This is a genomic window from Polynucleobacter difficilis, assembly GCF_003065365.1.
Lineage (GTDB): Bacteria > Pseudomonadota > Gammaproteobacteria > Burkholderiales > Burkholderiaceae > Polynucleobacter > Polynucleobacter difficilis.
In genome coordinates this window covers 824,303-841,470 of sequence record NZ_CP023276.1, presented here as the reverse complement: position 1 = coordinate 841,470, position 17,168 = coordinate 824,303, and the positions used below count along the sequence as shown (strand labels likewise).

Sequence of the window (17,168 nt, the reverse complement as noted above, 5' to 3'; positions counted from 1 at the left end):
GCGGTTCGCTTTAAACTGCAAACATGCTGAACGCCCTTTTTGACGAAGTTGATTCCATTATTGCCCGAGATCCTGCGGCACGACACCGCTGGGAGGTCATTACCTGCTACCCCGGTTTGCATGCCGTTTGGCTGCACCGCGTTGCCCACTTTTTATGGAATAGTGGCTTACAGTGGGTTGCCCGTTTTTGGTCCATGCTCGCTCGGCTCTTAACTGGCATTGAAATACATCCGGGGGCAAAAATTGGTCGGCGTGTTTTTTTAGACCACGGTCTCGGGATTGTGATTGGCGAGACTACTGAGATTGGTGATGACTGCACCATTTACCAAGGCGTCACCCTAGGCGGAACTTCGCTCTACAAAGGTGTTAAGCGTCATCCAACGCTGGGTAAAGGTGTGGTGATTAGTGCGGGCGCTAAAGTGCTCGGCGGCTTTACGGTGGGCGATGGCGCTCGCGTTGGATCCAATGCCGTTGTACTAAAAGAAATCCCTGCAGGCGCTACTGCAGTTGGCGTGCCTGCGCGTATTTTGCATCCCGACTTACCTTCTGGCGAAAATGGCAACGATGTCAATGACAAAAAGGCCTACTTTTCGGCCTATGGCATTACTCCCAATGTCGATGATCCGGTATCGATGGCACTGAAAGGGTTGATTGATGCAACGCTAGAACAAGAAGCGAAAATCAAGATACTCGAGACTCAATTAGCCAAACTCAGCGGCGCTCCAACCCTCGACACTGGTGAAGCATCGAAGTCAAATGCCGGTCAAGAAACCAAACACGACCTCGATACCATTAAGCAGTGGCTAAAAGAGTAGCGCCCTCTTAATGCAAGGTACGTGGATTGTTTTTTCCCGTGCCTGCGGCCGCATCAATTAACTGATCTAAGTCCACATCGTCCTCATCGTCGCTTGGCATACCAAAGGTAATAGCATCAACGCCCTCTGGATGGCGATTCTGAATCTCTTCTTCGGTAGCAGAGCGAATGTCCGTTACGAGCAAGGTAAAACGCAGGGCCATGCCGGCAAGGGGGTGATTGCCATCGAGCACAACCTGGCTGTCAGCAACGTCGGTGACGGTATAGATTAAAGGCTGCAAATCATCGTCGTCCTCCGAGTCATCCTCACTGGCGATGATTTCGCCTTGCTCATCCAAGGCCTCGGGGATACCTTCAAATTGCATACCAATTTCAATTGGCTCCGGAAAACGCGCACGGGGCTCAATTTTCAATAATTCGGGGTCGTATTCCCCGAACGCATCACCAGGCTCAAGCTGCACTGTGGTTTCAAACCCCAGTTCATGGCCATCCAATAGCGCCTCTATTTTTGGAAAAGTACCGTCATAACCACCGTGGAGGTATACCATCGGGGAATCAGGCTCTTCGATGAGGTTGTTTTGCGCATCGGTTAACTTATAGCGAAGCGACACGACGGTATTTTTTTCGATCTTCATGCGCGTTGGTTGAAAAGCCTATGGTCAGATTAATTGTGAACTGCAGATGAAATCATTTTACTTGAGCACGCCTTACCAGCCGCCAACACCCCCTTATCCCCTGCCCATAAAGGCTCCTTGGGCCCTATTGGGCGGGATTAGTCCTCAGCAATTCATGCAGCAGTACTGGCATAAAAAGCCTTTATTGGTGCGCGGCGCCATTCCAGCATTTGAGCTTGCTAAGGCTGCAGGCGAACCACTTGATAGCCCGATTTCTGCAGCGGATTTAGTCATGCTGGCAAGTCAGCCTGATAGCGAATGTCGATTGATTCAAAGCAAGCCCTGGAAAATGGCCAGCGGCCCCTTCTCCCGTAAATCGATTCCAGCGATCAGCAAAGCCAATTGGACGCTTTTACTGCAAGGTGCAGATACCCTCCACCCCGCTGCTAAAACTGTTTTGTCTTGGTTTCGATTTATTCCGGATGTTCGTCTTGATGACCTCATGATTAGCCTAGCCGGACCCGGGGGTGGCGTTGGTCCGCATGTCGACTCCTACGATGTGTTTTTGATTCAGATGTCAGGTCGTCGTCATTGGAAAATATCGACGCAGACTGACTTAAGCCTAAAGCCCAATTTACCGCTCAAGATTTTGGCGCAGTTTGAACCAACCGAGGACTGGGTTTTAGAGCCTGGTGACATGCTCTATTTGCCACCGCATGTGGCACACGAAGGCGTATCTCTTGATGCAGGTTGCCAGACTTGGTCGGTCGGCTTTCGGGCAGCCTCTTATCGGGAACTACTTCAAGAGGGTTTGTGGCGTTTAGCAGAATCATTGGAGGCGTTACCGGCATTGGATCAACGCTACCAAGATCCTCGGCAAGCCGCAACCGATCAGCCAGACACCCTACCCTCAGAGTTGGTTAACCAGCTACGTACGCACGTGAAGGGCCTAAAGCTTGACTCCATCGATACCATGCTGCCAGGGATTGCATCGTACTTAAGCGAACCTAAACCGCATGCCTTTTTTAGCAGCCCGGATCAAACACTATCCGCCAAAGCATTTGCCCAATACCTCAAGCGAAACCCGCTGCACCTGAACCCGCAAACACGACTCATGCGCCTGAATAACGCCATCTTCTGCAATGGCGAAAATCAAACGGAAGGCGAATCTCTGGCCGTGAAACTCTGCTGGAATGTGCTTTCGGAACGGCATTCCTTGCCGCCACTGGGCGAGGAAAATAGCGCCTACTTAGGAGATATTGCTGCTGGTAACAACTCTCTTTACGATGCCTACTGCTCGGGATGGCTATTAATAGCAGGAAAAAACGAAGAATCGCTATAATAAAAGGTGAATATTGTGCGGGGAAACCCGCACTCTTTTCGAGTTGTATTCAGGCTAACGCCACCAGTCATTCATTATTTAAGGATCAATCAAATGAAAAAATCGCTCTCCCTCGTACTCGCAGCCCTTTTCGCAGTTACTTTAGCTGCCTGTGGCAAAAAAGAAGAAGCTAAACCAGCACCAGCACCTGCTGCTGCTCCAGCACCCGCAGCCGCTCCTGCTGATGCAGCTCCTGCAGCAGCTCCAGCTGCCCCTGCTACTGGCGCCGCTCCTGCTGCAGCTCCAGCACCAGCAGGCAAGTAATTACCCGCTGAAAACAAAAAAGCCGCTGCAAAGCGGCTTTTTTTATGTCCCCATTGCAAATTACTTAATCAGTTGCTCGTCCAGCAAAGTGAGCAGGCGATAGCCAGCCGGGGTATTTTCCGGTTTGCCGGCATCGTCCTCCACATAAACTTGCGTCAAGTTATCGCCACTAGACTTTAGAACCACCCGGTAACGCTTTGCTTTTAGGCTAGAGTCATCGCTACTGCTAAACAGTTTTGAAAAGAATCCTTTTGATTCGCCTACTTCTTTGGGATTGACGTAGCGAACAAAATAAATCCCCTTAGAGCGATCACGATCTTCTACGGTGAAGTTGGAGCGGTCTAAGGCGAGACCAACATCACGCCAGGCACGATCGAAACTCGAGCTCATATCAATGCGGCCTGTGTTATTACCCTCTTGAACAAACTTTGCTTTGGGAGTCTTGGTTTGAGCAACGGAAGCAGCTGCAACTTGAGCTCGAGCCGATTCCTGTGACACACCCAAGCGCTCCATTAAGCGAGCCAGAAAGACAGCCTCGAGCTGTGGGTCATTGGGACGTGGTGTCCATACCGTGGAAATACAGTCGCTTGATGAATCTCTTACACACCTCTCGAGTGCGCCGCGTTGCGTGATGTAAATCTCGGTCTCGCCAGGTCTTGGCACTTCGAGGCGGGTTTTGTACTTATCGCGCTCACCTGTATCGTAAAGTGAATCCAATGCTTTACCTAAAGTTCTGCGAATAAAATCTTGCGGAATTTTGGAGCGATTTTCCGCCCAATCGGTTTCCATAATGCCGGTGGAAGGTGAGTCAACCACCAGGAGGAAGCCATTCTCTTGCCAAAAATCCTTGATGAGGGGGTACAGCTCAGGTGCTGGTCGCTCAACAACCAGCCAGCGCTTTTCACCATCCCGCGCAATTCGCATGCCTGGAATTCCGGTGAGTACATTTTGACGCGTCTGGCTAATTTTTTTGGATGCCGCATTGAACTCCGACATGGTTGCGGTGCCATCTTGCACAATATAACGGCGATCGGCTTGAGCCGTAATCAGATCCGGCGGCAGGGTTAAGTTCGGCCCGCGCACTGCGCCAGCGGCTTTATAGTCAACGGTATCGTTTGTAGTCACTGAGGTGCAAGCAAGCAGACTGGTAATGCTTGCAGCAATTAAAGTACGGCGAGTAATCAGAAATGTGTTTTTCATAATAGTCCAGCGTGTATGAGTGCTTTTTTAAGCGGATCGCGCAATGCGGGACTGAGTGGGGTTAATGGCAAGCGGATGCCTGATGTAATCTTGCCCATTTGATGCAGCGCCCATTTCACTGGGATCGGGTTGGCCTCGGTAAACATGGCTTTATGTACCCCGAGTAACTGATATTGAATTGCTCTCGCCTTTGCAACATCGTCGGCCATTGCCGCAGCACAGAGCTCATGCATTAAACGCGGGGCCACGTTGGCAGTAACCGAAATATTTCCTTTGCCGCCCATGAACATGAGTAATATGGCGCTCAAATCATCGCCAGACAGCACTGCAAAATCAGCATGGCCTGCCGCTTTTAATTCGGCAAGCAGTACACTGCCGCGCTCCAAATTACCGGTGGCATCTTTGATGCCGATAATGCCCGGGACTCCGGCCAAGCGCACAGTAGTCTCACCAGCCAAATCTGCTACCGTGCGGCCAGGTACGTTATACAAGATAACGGGTAAATCGACTTTTTCAGCAATCGTTTTGAAGTGCTGGTACATGCCTTCTTGCGTTGGCTTGTTGTAATACGGAACGACTTGAAGACTGGCATCGGCTCCGACTTTTTTAGCAAACTCAGTGAGCTCGATTGCCTCACGGGTGGAGTTACCCCCTGTTCCAGCAATTACCGGAATGCGGCCATGAATGTGATCGACTGTGACTCGAATCAACTCACAGTGCTCTTCAACCGAAACCGTGGGTGACTCACCGCTAGTACCGACAATAACGATGCCATCTGTTCCTTCGGCAACGTGCCAGTCGAGTAAGTTTTTTAAGGCGGGGTAATCGAGGCTTCCATCCTCCAACATGGGAGTGACAATAGCCACCATGCTGCCATGCATCGGCTTCGATTTAGGCATTGGAGAACCTCGCAGAATGGGCTTGGGATTGCACTGTAGTCATCCCTGAAATTGTAACGGATGGCGCTCTTTTAGCACCCCCTTTACGGCGCATAGCGCCTGCACCATAGCCGGCTTGGGCTGGGCTTGATATAAATCACTGTACGCAAGAACATGAAGGCCATGGCGCGCTGCAAAATCCAGCAATTCCCCCGTCTGCAGTAGGAAATCCGGGTTACTGGGCTTGCCAAAAGCAGCATTGCCATGCGCAAAGGTCTCATAAATAAGCACCCCGCCCTCAGCCAGTAGATCGGGCAGTAACTCCAAATAGGGACGATAGAGGTAGTTGGTCACGACCACGGCATCAAAAAGCCCTGATCTATCGGCCAAGGGCCATGTGGGCCCCTCTAGGTCTAACTGCTCAATATCGATAGCGAGGCTTGGATTTAATTGCGCAAGAGCGTCTAGCGCTACTGCATCCCGATCCACTGCCAATACCGAAAATCCTAGATTAGCCAGATACAGGCTATGGCGTCCTGAGCCCGCAGCCAAATCCAGCACCCTTCCGCCAGGGGTAATCAAATTGGAAAAGCGCGCTACCCACGCCGATGGATTGGCAATGCTCGCGTGTGTTGGCACAGTGCCTACCGATGTAGAGGCGGTCACGTAGCTTAGGTATAGGCAAGGCCCATGGCCTCGCGAACATCCCGCATAGTTTCCTGTGCAACAGCGCGGGCCTTGTCGTTGCCATCAGCAATAATCGCCCGCAGCAAGCTCGGGTCATCTAAATATTGTTGCGCCCGCTCAAACATCGGCTGCTGCTCACGCAAGATACTATCGATGACGGGCTGCTTGCACTCTAAGCAGCCAATACCCGCTGATTTGCACCCTTTTTCAGCCCATTCTTGCGTTGCTTTATCCGAATACACCAAATGCAGCTGCCATAGGGGGCAGCGTGCTGGATCGCCCACATCGGTTCTGCGGATGCGCGCTGGATCGGTTGGCATGGTTTTAATCGAGCGCTCAACTACAGCAGGCTCTTCCCGAATGCCGATGGTATTGCCATAGGACTTGGACATCTTTTGCCCATCCAACCCTGGCATACGCGACGCAGCCGTAAGTAAGGCCTGTGGCTCCGGCAGAATCACCTTGCGAGATCCCTCGAGGTAGCCAAAGAGCCGCTCCCGGTCAGCATTAGAAATACTTTGGGCCTGCTCCAGCAGTTCCTTAGCTCGCTCTAGTGCATCGACCTCGCCGCGCTCCTGATACGCCACGCGGCACTCGGTATAGAGCTTGGCAGCTTTGCTGCCGAGTTTCTTGATGGACTCTTGGGCTTTGACTTCAAAGCCAGGTTCACGACCGTACAAGTTATTAAAACGGCGGGCCACTTCCCGAGTCATCTCTACGTGCGGCACTTGATCCTCGCCAACGGGAACGTGCTGTGCGCGGTAAATCAAAATATCCGCCGATTGCAGCAAGGGGTAACCTAAAAAACCATAGGTCTGTAAATCCTTTTCCTTCAGCTTTTCAATCTGGTCTTTATAAGTGGGAACACGCTCCAACCATCCCAGCGGTGTTCCCATGGATAACAACAAAAAGAGTTCAGCATGCTCGGGCACGCGACTCTGGATAAACAAGGTTGCTTGCTTTGGATCGACGCCAGCAGCCAGCCAGTCAATTACCATCTCCCACACCGATGCCTCGATGACATCCGGAGTTTCGTAATGGGTGGTGAGTGCGTGCCAATCGGCCACAAAGAAAAAACAGGGGTACTGGGACTGCAACTGCACCCAGTTTTTTAAAACTCCATGGTAATGACCTAAGTGCAAATGACCCGTTGGCCTCATTCCAGAAAGTACGCGCTGAGCAAACATAATTAAGTGGCCTTCTTCGGCATTTTAGTAAAAAGCAATACAGAGTCTAATGGAACACCGACCACACTGGTGTTAAGTGCTCTGGCAGATGCGGCAATTTACCGAGGTCAATATAACTTTCCTGTGGATCATGAAAATCAGAGCCTCGCGAAGCCATGAAACCATAGTGCTCGGCAGCCTTAGAATAAATTTGATACTGTGCGGGACTGTGGCTACCAGTCACCACCTCAATGGCAAGGCCGCCCAACTCTTTGAAGTGTTTGAAGAGTTCATCGAGCTGCATAGCAGTTAATTTATAACGCCCCGGATGCGCAATCACGGCGACACCGCCTGCCGCTTTAATCCACGCTACTGCGTCATCTAAGCTGGCCCATTGATGCGGCACATATCCCGGTTTGTGCTCAACCAAATAATTCTTAAATACCTGATCGGTATCGCGGCAAACGCCCTGCTCCACCAAAAAACGCGCAAAGTGGGTACGCGAGATCAGTTCGGGGTTACCGGCATACAGAAGCGCGCCCTCATAGCTGCCCGCAATGCCGACTTTAGCCAATTGTTCGGCCATCATTTTGGCGCGATTCTGCCGACCATCGCGAGTGCGGCGCAGACCTTCCAAAATACCCATATGTGCAGCATCAATACCGAGGCCAACAATGTGAATGGTGTGGCCCATCCAGGTGACCGAAATCTCAACGCCAGAAAGGTAATCCATTCCTAAATCGCGCGCTGCGCGCTGGGCGCGTTCCTGACCGCCGAGCTCATCATGGTCGGTTAGAGCCCACAAATGAACCCCATTTTCAAATGCGCGTAGAGCCAAGGTCTCTGGCGACAGTGTGCCATCCGAAACCACGGAATGGCAGTGCAAATCAGCATTCAGAATAAAAGGGGTCGTCATCCCCCTATTTTAGGTCAAGCCGGCATGAACCACACGGCGTGGGGCATCTAAATAGTCGCGGGACTGCATTTCAACCAGCCGGGACACGGTTCGGGCAAACTCACCCACAATTTGCCCTTCGGTATAAAGCTGATCGGCCGGCAATTCAGCGCTCATAATCAGTTTGATTTTATGGTCATACAAGACATCAATCAGCCAAATAAAGCGCCGCGCTTCATTGGTCATGCGGGGCGGCATATACGGCACTCCAGATAAAAAGACAGTATGAAAGAGATTGGCGATCTCTAAATAATCGTTCTGAGAGCGCGGCCCCATGCACAGGGTTTTGAAATCAAACCACACCACACCAGCAGCGCGGTGCATCGGCCTGATTTCACGGGACTCAATCCGTAAGACGGGATTCTTTTCTTCAGGCTCTTTACCTAAGATCGAGCGAAAGGTTTGCATCATCAGCACATCGTTCACCGATGTTAATGGCTGGAAGTAGGCTTGCACTTGCGCCATCTGCATTTGGCGATAGTCGGTGCCTGCATCCACATTGAGCACATCCAATTTGCTCTCCAGCAAGGCAATCGCGGGCAATAAGCGATCCCGGTGCAAGCCATTTGGATAAAGCTGATCCGGCTTGTAATTCGAGGTCATGATGAACTGCACCCGATCATCAAAAAGCGCGCTGAGTAACCGATACAGAATCATGGCATCCGCAATATCGTTAATGTGAAACTCATCAAAGCAAATTAAACGGTAGCGCTGGGCAATGCGCTTAGAAAGCTCATCCAGAGGATCAGACATGCCGGATAGCTCGTGCAACTCCCGATGCACCTCGCGCATGAACTCATGAAAATGAATGCGAATCTTTTTTTCAAGCGGTGATGCAGCATAAAAGCAATCCATCAAAAAGGATTTGCCGCGGCCTACCCCACCCCAGAGGTAGACTCCCCTAGGGAGTGCTGGGTGGAATAATTTTTTGGTGAGCGCATTACTGCGAACATCCTTGTATGCAACCCACTCATCCTCGCAGCGCTGCAGACGCTCAACTGCGCGCTCCTGCGCGGGATCCGAATGAAACCCGCGCGCCTCCAGCTCTTTTCGGTAAAACGCGAGTGTACTCAACTTACATATTTAATGCGCGTTGATCCGTTGCTAATGCCGCTTCACGCATTACCTCCGACAGGCTGGGGTGCGGATGGCAAATCCGTGCAATGTCTTCTGCAGCCGCCTTAAACTCCATCGCAACCGCAGCTTCCGCAATGAGGTCTGACGCATTTGGCCCAATAATATGTACGCCGAGGATTTCATCGGTCTTTGCGTCCGCTAAGAACTTCACAAATCCATCGGCGCGCGCCATGCCAAGGGCACGTCCATTTGCAGCAAATGGGAACTGACCTGCCTTATAGGCAATGCCAGCAGCCTTCAATTGCTGCTCAGTTTTTCCTACCCAAGCAATTTCAGGGTCGGTATAAATCACCCACGGAATGCAGTTGTAATCGATGTGGGGTTTTTGACCTGCGATGATTTCAGCAACCAGAACACCTTCATCTTCAGCCTTGTGGGCCAGCATCGGACCTCGTACCACGTCACCCACTGCATAGACCCCAGGGGCCGCCGTGGCGCAGGTATGGTCATCGATCGGAATGAAACCGCGCTCATCGACTTTAAGGCCAATCGACTCGAGATTGAGTTTGTCGGTATTGGGTACGCGACCTACTGAAACAATTAAACGATCGCACTCCAGCTTCTGTGCTTTGCCTTCAGCATCTTGGTACTGCACCACAACACCTTTTTTATCAGCCTTGACTTCACCAATCTTGACGCCCATATTGATCTTGAGGCCCTGCTTCACAAAAATCTTATGGGCCTCTTTCGCAATGCCTTCATCGCAGGCACCCAAGAAAGTAGGCAGGCCCTCTAAAACGGTAACCTCCGAGCCAACCCGCCGCCAAACCGAGCCAAGCTCCAATCCAATCACGCCAGCACCAATCACGCCCAAACGCTTGGGAATGGAATCAAACTTGAGGCCGCCAATATTGTCACAAACCAGCACGTTATCCACCGGAATGTTCGGCAAATGGCGCGCCTTTGATCCGGTTGCAATGATCACGTTCTTTGCAGTCACCGTACCGGCATCTTTGCCGTCGATCTGAATCTGATAGCCATCCGCTGTTTTGCCAACAAACGAAGCGTGGCCTTTGAGGGTTGTGATCTTATTCTTGCGAAACAAAAACTGAATGCCCGCAGTCATCTTCGTCACAATCGCATCTTTACGCGCCAACATTTTATTGGAATCGAGCTTAACCGAACCCACCGTAATGCCATGCTCAGCAACATGGTGACTGACCTTTTCAAACTCCTCTGAGGAGGCAAGTAAGGCCTTTGAGGGAATGCAGCCCACATTCAAACAGGTACCACCTAAGCGTGGCTCACCCTTGGGATCGTCGTAAGCATTCGATTCTGCACAAGCTACTTTAAAGCCCAGCTGTGCAGCTCGAATCGCCGCAATATAACCGCCAGGACCCGCACCGATAACGAGTACATCAAATACTTGACTCATGTGTTTGCCCCTTACAGATCAAGCAGGAGACGTGAAGGATCTTCTAATGCTTCCTTCATGGCAACCAAACCAAGTACCGCCTCGCGACCATCAATGATGCGGTGGTCATACGATAAGGCCAGGTAATTAATGGGGCGAATCACAATTTGCCCATCTTCCACAACGGCGCGCTCCTTGGTTGCATGAATACCCAAGATCGCTGACTGCGGCGGATTAATAATTGGGGTCGACAGCATCGATCCAAACACACCACCGTTGGAGATGGAGAAGGTACCACCAGTTAACTCCTCAATCGACAGCTTGCCGTCCCGGGCTTTGGCGCCGTACTCCGCAATCTTCTTTTCGATATCCGCTAAGTTCATTTGGTCCACATCACGCAAAATCGGCACTACCAAACCGCGTGGCGAGCTAACTGCAATACCAATATCAAAGTAGCCGTGATACACAATGTCATTGCCATCGACCGATGCATTCAGCAAGGGGAATTTCTTTAGGGCATGGGTTGCTGCTTTAACAAAGAAGGACATGAAGCCCAGCTTAACGCCATGGGTCTTTTCAAATACGTCCTTGTACTTATTACGCATCGCAATCACGGGACCCATGTTGACCTCATTGAAGGTCGTCAAGATAGCGTTGTTTGCTTGGGACTCGAGTAGGCGCTCAGCAATCCGCGCGCGCAATCGACTCATCGGCACGCGCTCTTCAGGACGCTCGCCCATCGGCACGGCTACTCCAGGCAACGCAGGTGAAGCTGCTTTAACGGGCTTGGATCCACCAGCAACAGCACCAATCACATCGCCCTTCGTAATGCGACCATCGCGTCCTGTACCGGCCACTTGCGCTGCGCTCATATTATTTTCCGCCATCATTTTGGCGGCTGAAGGAGCAGCGCTAGCGCCCGCAATCGGAGCGGCAGCAGGTTTCGTGGCAGGCGCTACGCTCGCTGCAGCAGCAACCGGCGCGACTGCTATCGCTGGGGCTGCGGTAGCAGAAGCAGTGGCTGTGCTATCAATCTTCGCAATCACTTGATCAGCAACTACAGTACCGCCGTCGCCAACCACCAACTCAACCAGCACGCCAGCCGATGGGGATGGCACTTCTAATACCACTTTATCGGTCTCAATCTCAATCAGGATTTCATCCTGACCAACGGCCTGCCCTACTTTTTTCTTCCACTGCAATAAGGTTGCCTCGGCAACCGACTCAGATAACTGGGGAACTTTAACTTCAAAAATAGCCATGATTCTTCCTAATAAATAATGTGATGTGAATTTGCCTGTACTTATTTAGTAACGACATATCCTTTAAGTTTGGCAAAGGCCGCATTGATAAGCGACTTTTGTTGTTCTTGATGGAGATGGGCATAGCCAACCGCCGGCGAGGCGGAGGCGGGACGACCGGCATAAGCCATGCGCATGCCCTCACTCATGTTTTCCAAAATGTTGTGTTGAATAAAGAACCAGGCGCCTTGGTTCTGTGGCTCATCCTGACACCACACTACTTCCTCCAGTGCTGGGTACTTTTTCATTTCAGTAGAAATTGCTTTGTGCGGAAATGGATAAAGTTGCTCAATGCGAATAATCGCAACATCACCAATCGACTTATCCGTGCGCGCTTTGGCGAGGTCGTAATAGACTTTGCCGGAACACATGATGATGCGCGTGACCTTTTTCGGATCAATCGATTCATCACGCTCACCAATGACGGTTTGGAATGCGCCTTTCGTAAATTCAATGAGTGGCGAAGCGGCTTCCTTGTTCCGCAATAAAGACTTGGGCGTCATCAAAATCAGCGGCTTGCGGAACTGGCGAATCATTTGACGGCGCAGGACATGGAAAATCTGCGCTGCGGTAGTTGGCTGAATCACTTGCATATTGGTATCCGCGCACAACTGCATGAAACGCTCGAGGCGTGCAGAGGAATGCTCGGGGCCCTGACCTTCGTAACCATGCGGCAACATCATGACGAGACCATTTACACGGCCCCACTTCACTTCACCCGAGGCAATAAACTGATCAATCACCACTTGCGCGCCGTTGGCAAAGTCACCAAACTGCGCTTCCCAAATCGTTAGGGTATTGGGTTCGGCAGCAGCGTAGCCGTATTCAAAACCCAATACGGCCTCTTCAGAAAGAATCGAATCAATCACAGTAAATGGGGCTTGGTCCTTTGCCACATGCTGCAGTGGAACGTACGTGCCGGTATCCCATTTTTCGCGGTTTTGGTTGTGCAGTACTGCGTGGCGGTGCGTAAACGTACCGCGTCCACTGTCTTCTCCAGAAAGGCGAACGGGATAACCGCTGGCAACCAAAGAGGCGAATGCCATGTGCTCACCCATACCCCAGTCGACATTGATTTCACCGCGACCCATGGCGGCGCGGTCAAGCAATACCTTTTCAACCAAAGTATGTACTTTCAGATCGGCCGGGATGGTGCTAATTTTTTCTGCCAAACGCTTCCACTCGGTCAGCGGAATTGCGGTATCGGCGCTATCGGTCCACTTCTTGTTCAAGAAAGGAGACCAATCCACCGCGAACTTCCCTTTGAAATTACTCAGTACGGGATCCGATGTTTGCACGCCTCCGTCCATCGCGGCGCGGTACTCTTTTACCATCAAGTCACCCGTACCAGCCGGTACTACCCCCTGCGCTTCTAGTTTTTCTGCGTAGAGCTTGCGGGTGCCGGGATGCGCACTGATGATTTTGTACATCAAAGGCTGGGTCATGGCTGGCGAATCTTGTTCGTTATGCCCTAACTTACGGAAACAAACGATGTCGATGGCGACGTCTTTCTTAAACTGACTCCGAAACTCGACGGCCAACTGAGTAGCCAAAACAACTGCTTCTGGATCATCGCCATTCACGTGCAATACCGGAGCATCTATCACCTTCATGATGTCGGTGCAATATAAACTGGAGCGCAAGTCGCGCGGATCGGATGTTGTGAATCCAATCTGGTTATTAATCACAATGTGGATCGTGCCACCAGTGGAATAACCACGCACTTCAGCCATGGCGAGGGTTTCTTGCATTACGCCCTGCCCTGCAATCGCCGCATCACCATGCACTAAAACAGGCAACACTTGGGCGCCCGTAAGGTCGCCACGCCGCTCCATCCGCGCACGCGCAGAACCCTCAACCACTGGGTTGACGATTTCTAAATGGGAAGGATTAAAGGCGAGGGACAAATGCACTGGGCCACCAGGCGTTGAAATATCACTCGAGAAACCTTGGTGGTACTTCACGTCACCGGCTGGAAGATCTTCAGGGGCTTTGTGCTCAAATTCCGCAAACAAGTCCTTCGGCATTTTTCCAAGGACGTTCACGAGGACATTCAAGCGGCCTCGGTGGGCCATACCAATCACAATTTCTTGAACCCCGCGAGCACCCGCATCGCGGATCAGCTCATCCATACATGCAATAAAACTCTCACCGCCCTCGAGCGAAAAGCGTTTCTGTCCAACGTACTTCGCCGAGAGGTAACGCTCAAGGCCTTCTGCTGCCGTCACACGATCCAGAATTTGGCGTTTTTCTTCAACATTAAAGAACGGAGTCGAACGAATCGATTCTAATTTTTCTTGCCACCATTTTTTGATGGTTTGATCGGCAATGAACATGTACTCGGCGCCGATGGTGCCGCAATAGGTTTCACGCAAGGCTTGCAGCAAATCCCGCAATGACATATTGCTTTTGCCAAAGAAGGTGTTGCTAGTGTTAAACACAATGTCCATGTCGGCATCGGTAAAGCCATAAAAGGCTGGATTGAGTTCGGGAATATCGGGGCGCTCGGTGCGCTTCAATGGGTCAATATTGGCCCAGCGATTACCCACGTTGCGATAGGCTGCGATCAGCTGTTGAACGGCAACGCGTTTACGCCCCATCTCGGAGTCCACTGAGTCCGAAACCGTGCGAATCGGGCCTTGCTTCGCTCGCTCGGCGAATGACGCAACAATGGGCGCATGGGCAATATCGGGGCCACTAGAGCCATCAACTGCAGGAACTTGATTGACGTTGTCGAAGTAGTCGCGCCAGTGATCGGCGACAGACGTTGGATCTAATAAATAGGATTCGTAGAGTTCTTCTACATAGGGGGCGTTTCCGCCAAATAGGTACGAACTTCCCCTTGAGGACTGAATCATGATGCTCACCTTTCATCGGGTTTCCCGAAAAAAACTGTGGATTAAACCGTCTGCACAAGGGCTTCACCCTCTACAGATTGATCATTGCGTATTCAAATACAAGGTCAATTTAACACGAATACTGCCTTCTTCCAACTAGCCTTCCCTATTTCCTTCATGAATTATGGAATTTCCTGACCAATAAATAGGATGTTTCCTACATTTATTTCATCCGATCCTGATAGATCCGAGTTGAAATGCTTTTTATGCTTTAAATCTCCTACAACATTAGCAAATTAAGGAAAAATGAAAGCCATCACCCCTGACCTGGAATACCTCAGCACCCGACAAAGCGCCAAAGTACTTAATGTATCCCTCGGCACCGTTCAAAAAATGGTGGAATTGGGTGAATTAATTGCCTGGAAGACCCGAGGTGGGCATCGCCGTATCTTGGCCAGCTCCCTCGAACAGCAATTGCAGCGCCGGCAACGCAGCATGCGGCAAAAGGCAAGTTCGCATTGCGTCTTAATGGGCATCTTTCGCCGCACCGAAAATAGCCTGGAATTAGCTAACGCAATGCTCGATTGGCAGCTCAAAGTGGATATGGAGATATCCATGGACAGCCTTGAGGGTTTAATGCAGGCCGTATCCATTGCGCCCGACCTGATTTACCTCGACGCATTAATCCCGCCAGTGGAGCAGGTCCATTTAATTCATTATCTAAGTAAAAACAGCCGTACACAGCGCATCCCGATATTGGTGGATGAGGGATTTATTCAGTTGCATCAAGGCGTATTGCAACTGGCAGGTGAAAATGCAGGGGTTCTTAAGCCAGCTCCCAGTGAAAAAGAGGCTTTAGAGGCCGAAGAAATGGTGATTACCGAAAACCCGCTAATATTAGGCTATCCAGCAACCAGCGTCGACTCAGGATTAAGTAATGCAAATCCAAACCGATTTGCTGCGCTGGAATCCGTCTTTTTAGAGGGAATGGGCCGCAAATGCGAATGGGGCCAGCATGCGATGACTTAATGTAAAACATTAGAAGTGAAAATAAAGGCCGTCATTGACGGCCTTTTTATTGAATAAAAGTAAATTAAATCAATTAGATAGCGTATGAGCTTCTATTTTTACCTTCAATCCATTTTGGGGCTTTACCGCGGCCTGTCCACGTGTCACCGGTTGCGGGATCACGGTACTTTGGGGCTACCTTACCGCTGGGACCGCGGCTACTGCCGGCTTTACGGCTAAACAAATCGGATGCATTTAAGCCGTATTGCTCAATAATTACCTTCGCCTTGGCTATGCCATCGGCTTTTTCTCGCTGAACTGCTTCTTTAATTTGTTTGTCCAGCTGTTCCCGCTGGGCTATTAATTCCTGATAGGAAGGCATAATCTGAATATCTCCGGCATTGGTTAGTATTTAATAGGCCATAAATAATGGTTATCTAATTATATACATATTATTAAATAAAAGATGCTATTTAATAATTCCCTTATCGCCGAGTGCAGAATTAAAAATACTATTTATATAAGATTATTACTTATTAATTACAGAATTTAATAAATAATCGTTATAAATATTATTATTTATTTCAGATTGCGGAGAATAGTTACCGGCGCATCATAAAACTACCTAAAGCTTTTGCAGTAACCACGCCGGCCTCATTAATAACCTCACCCTCGCAGTAGTTTATGTTTTTGCCTGCCTTGAGGAGTTTGCCCTCAATAATCAGCTTGCCGGTGGATGGGCGCATAAAACTCACCGTCATGTCGATGGTGACCATGCCTTTGGCATCGGGATGAACGCTGCGAGCAGCCGCAGCCATGGCAAAGTCAAGCAAGGTCATACTAAGTCCGCCATGGCCCACCTGAAAGCTATTGAGATGCTCTGGTCGCAGGTCTAAGCAAATGCGGGACTTACCGTTATCGGCGAAATCTGGAACGACGCCAATAAAGTCAAGAAATGGAATGGTAAGCCCAAAATAGGATGTGGGCTGGGTTTGGGAGGTGCTCATGAATGTGCTCGCAAAAAGGCGAAGGAAGAAATTCGATGGTCGGGGCGAGAGGATTTGAACCTCCGACCACATGCACCCCATGCATGTACGCTACCAGGCTGCGCTACGCCCCGACTGAAACTAAAATTGTAGCAGTTGCTTATTTAGCAAACAGGCGATCTGGCTGAGCCATTGCCTTGAATTCGATGGCATTGCCTGATGGGTCTAAGAAGAACATGGTTCCCTGCTCACCGACCTCGCCCTTAAACCGAATGTAGGGCTCAATTACAAACTCAACACCCGCTTTTTTGAGCTTGTCGGCCATGGCTTCCCACTCGGGCATGGATAAAACAATTCCAAAATGCCGAACGGGGACTTTTTTTCCATCCACATCGGAATGGACGTCATTGACGGCCTCGCCATGCGCCAAATGGGCAACGATTTGATGACCGAATAAATTGAAATCAATCCACTCATCGGAGCTACGTCCTTCGGGGCAGCCTAAAAGACCGCCATAAAAATGACGAGCAGAGTCCAAATTATCTACTGGGAAAGCCAAATGAAATGGGTGCATTGCGCTCTTTCT

Annotated in this window: 17 protein-coding genes and 1 tRNA gene; 4 read left to right on the top strand and 14 right to left on the bottom strand. The window is 50.5% G+C overall.

Annotated features, from left to right (window positions below):
• Positions 1-23 precede the first annotated feature (23 nt).
• Complete coding sequence (gene cysE, locus AOC34_RS04290) at positions 24-815, top strand: serine O-acetyltransferase (RefSeq protein ID WP_108468924.1); 792 nt, start codon at positions 24-26, stop codon at positions 813-815.
• A gap of 7 nt (positions 816-822) precedes the next feature.
• On the opposite strand, the gene AOC34_RS04285 is transcribed toward cysE, so the two are convergent.
• Positions 823-1,449, bottom strand: a complete 627-nt coding sequence (locus AOC34_RS04285; protein WP_108468923.1) for an FKBP-type peptidyl-prolyl cis-trans isomerase — start codon at positions 1,447-1,449, stop codon at positions 823-825.
• 46 nt (positions 1,450-1,495) lie between these two features.
• Between AOC34_RS04285 and AOC34_RS04280 the strand changes: the two genes are divergently transcribed.
• Together AOC34_RS04280 and AOC34_RS04275 are read left to right on the top strand one after the other, a co-directional pair.
• Positions 1,496-2,770 carry a cupin domain-containing protein gene (locus AOC34_RS04280; protein WP_108468922.1) on the top strand — a complete coding sequence of 425 codons (1,275 nt, stop codon included), beginning with the start codon at positions 1,496-1,498 and terminating at the stop codon, positions 2,768-2,770.
• A 93-nt stretch (positions 2,771-2,863) separates the two neighbouring features.
• Positions 2,864-3,073, top strand: a complete 210-nt coding sequence (locus AOC34_RS04275; RefSeq protein WP_108468921.1) for a hypothetical protein — start codon at positions 2,864-2,866, stop codon at positions 3,071-3,073.
• A gap of 60 nt (positions 3,074-3,133) precedes the next feature.
• On the opposite strand, the gene bamC is transcribed toward AOC34_RS04275, so the two are convergent.
• From bamC to AOC34_RS04230, 9 genes are read right to left on the bottom strand one after another with little or no spacing between them, the layout of a single operon-like run.
• Positions 3,134-4,273 (bottom strand): outer membrane protein assembly factor BamC, encoded by a 1,140-nt coding sequence (bamC, locus tag AOC34_RS04270; RefSeq protein ID WP_108468920.1) that lies wholly within the window; start codon positions 4,271-4,273, stop codon positions 3,134-3,136.
• Entirely contained in the window at positions 4,270-5,172 is a 903-nt protein-coding gene (gene dapA / locus AOC34_RS04265; protein ID WP_234408153.1) for a 4-hydroxy-tetrahydrodipicolinate synthase, read from the bottom strand. The genes bamC and dapA overlap by 4 nt, the downstream gene beginning before the upstream one ends.
• A 39-nt stretch (positions 5,173-5,211) precedes the next feature.
• Positions 5,212-5,817: a class I SAM-dependent methyltransferase gene (locus tag AOC34_RS04260; protein ID WP_234408152.1), complete on the bottom strand. Its 606-nt coding sequence runs from the start codon at positions 5,815-5,817 to the stop codon at positions 5,212-5,214.
• A 5-nt stretch (positions 5,818-5,822) separates the two neighbouring features.
• Entirely contained in the window at positions 5,823-7,025 is a 1,203-nt protein-coding gene (locus AOC34_RS04255; RefSeq protein WP_108468919.1) for a tryptophan--tRNA ligase, read from the bottom strand.
• 46 nt (positions 7,026-7,071) lie between these two features.
• Complete coding sequence (locus AOC34_RS04250; protein WP_108468918.1) at positions 7,072-7,920, bottom strand: 3',5'-nucleoside bisphosphate phosphatase; 849 nt, start codon at positions 7,918-7,920, stop codon at positions 7,072-7,074.
• A 9-nt stretch (positions 7,921-7,929) separates the two neighbouring features.
• Positions 7,930-9,033, bottom strand: coding sequence for a cell division protein ZapE (zapE, locus tag AOC34_RS04245; RefSeq protein WP_108468917.1), 1,104 nt, complete (start codon positions 9,031-9,033; stop codon positions 7,930-7,932).
• A gap of 1 nt (position 9,034) precedes the next feature.
• A complete protein-coding gene (gene lpdA, locus AOC34_RS04240; protein ID WP_108468916.1) occupies positions 9,035-10,471 on the bottom strand; it encodes a dihydrolipoyl dehydrogenase in 1,437 nt (478 codons plus the stop codon).
• Between the two features lie 11 nt (positions 10,472-10,482).
• Positions 10,483-11,712, bottom strand: a complete 1,230-nt coding sequence (odhB, locus tag AOC34_RS04235; protein ID WP_108468915.1) for a 2-oxoglutarate dehydrogenase complex dihydrolipoyllysine-residue succinyltransferase — start codon at positions 11,710-11,712, stop codon at positions 10,483-10,485.
• 41 nt (positions 11,713-11,753) lie between these two features.
• Positions 11,754-14,609, bottom strand: coding sequence for a 2-oxoglutarate dehydrogenase E1 component (locus tag AOC34_RS04230; protein ID WP_108468914.1), 2,856 nt, complete (start codon positions 14,607-14,609; stop codon positions 11,754-11,756).
• Between the two features lie 285 nt (positions 14,610-14,894).
• On the opposite strand from AOC34_RS04230, the gene AOC34_RS04225 reads away from it, so the two are divergent.
• On the top strand, positions 14,895-15,617 hold the full coding sequence (locus tag AOC34_RS04225; protein ID WP_108468913.1) for a helix-turn-helix domain-containing protein: 723 nt from the start codon (positions 14,895-14,897) through the stop codon (positions 15,615-15,617).
• A gap of 73 nt (positions 15,618-15,690) precedes the next feature.
• Here the strand turns inward: AOC34_RS04225 and AOC34_RS04220 are convergent, their stop codons facing one another.
• From AOC34_RS04220 to AOC34_RS04205, 4 genes are all read right to left on the bottom strand, one after another.
• A complete protein-coding gene (locus AOC34_RS04220) occupies positions 15,691-15,978 on the bottom strand; it encodes an H-NS histone family protein (RefSeq protein ID WP_108468912.1) in 288 nt (95 codons plus the stop codon).
• 220 nt (positions 15,979-16,198) lie between these two features.
• The gene (locus AOC34_RS04215) at positions 16,199-16,603 is read right to left on the bottom strand and encodes a PaaI family thioesterase (protein ID WP_108468911.1); all 405 of its coding nucleotides are present in this window, start codon (positions 16,601-16,603) and stop codon (positions 16,199-16,201) included.
• Positions 16,604-16,639: 36 nt separating this feature from the next.
• A tRNA-Pro gene (locus tag AOC34_RS04210) sits at positions 16,640-16,716 on the bottom strand.
• Positions 16,717-16,742: 26 nt separating this feature from the next.
• Positions 16,743-17,156: a VOC family protein gene (locus AOC34_RS04205; RefSeq protein ID WP_108468910.1), complete on the bottom strand. Its 414-nt coding sequence runs from the start codon at positions 17,154-17,156 to the stop codon at positions 16,743-16,745.
• Between the last annotated feature and the right edge of the window lie 12 nt (positions 17,157-17,168).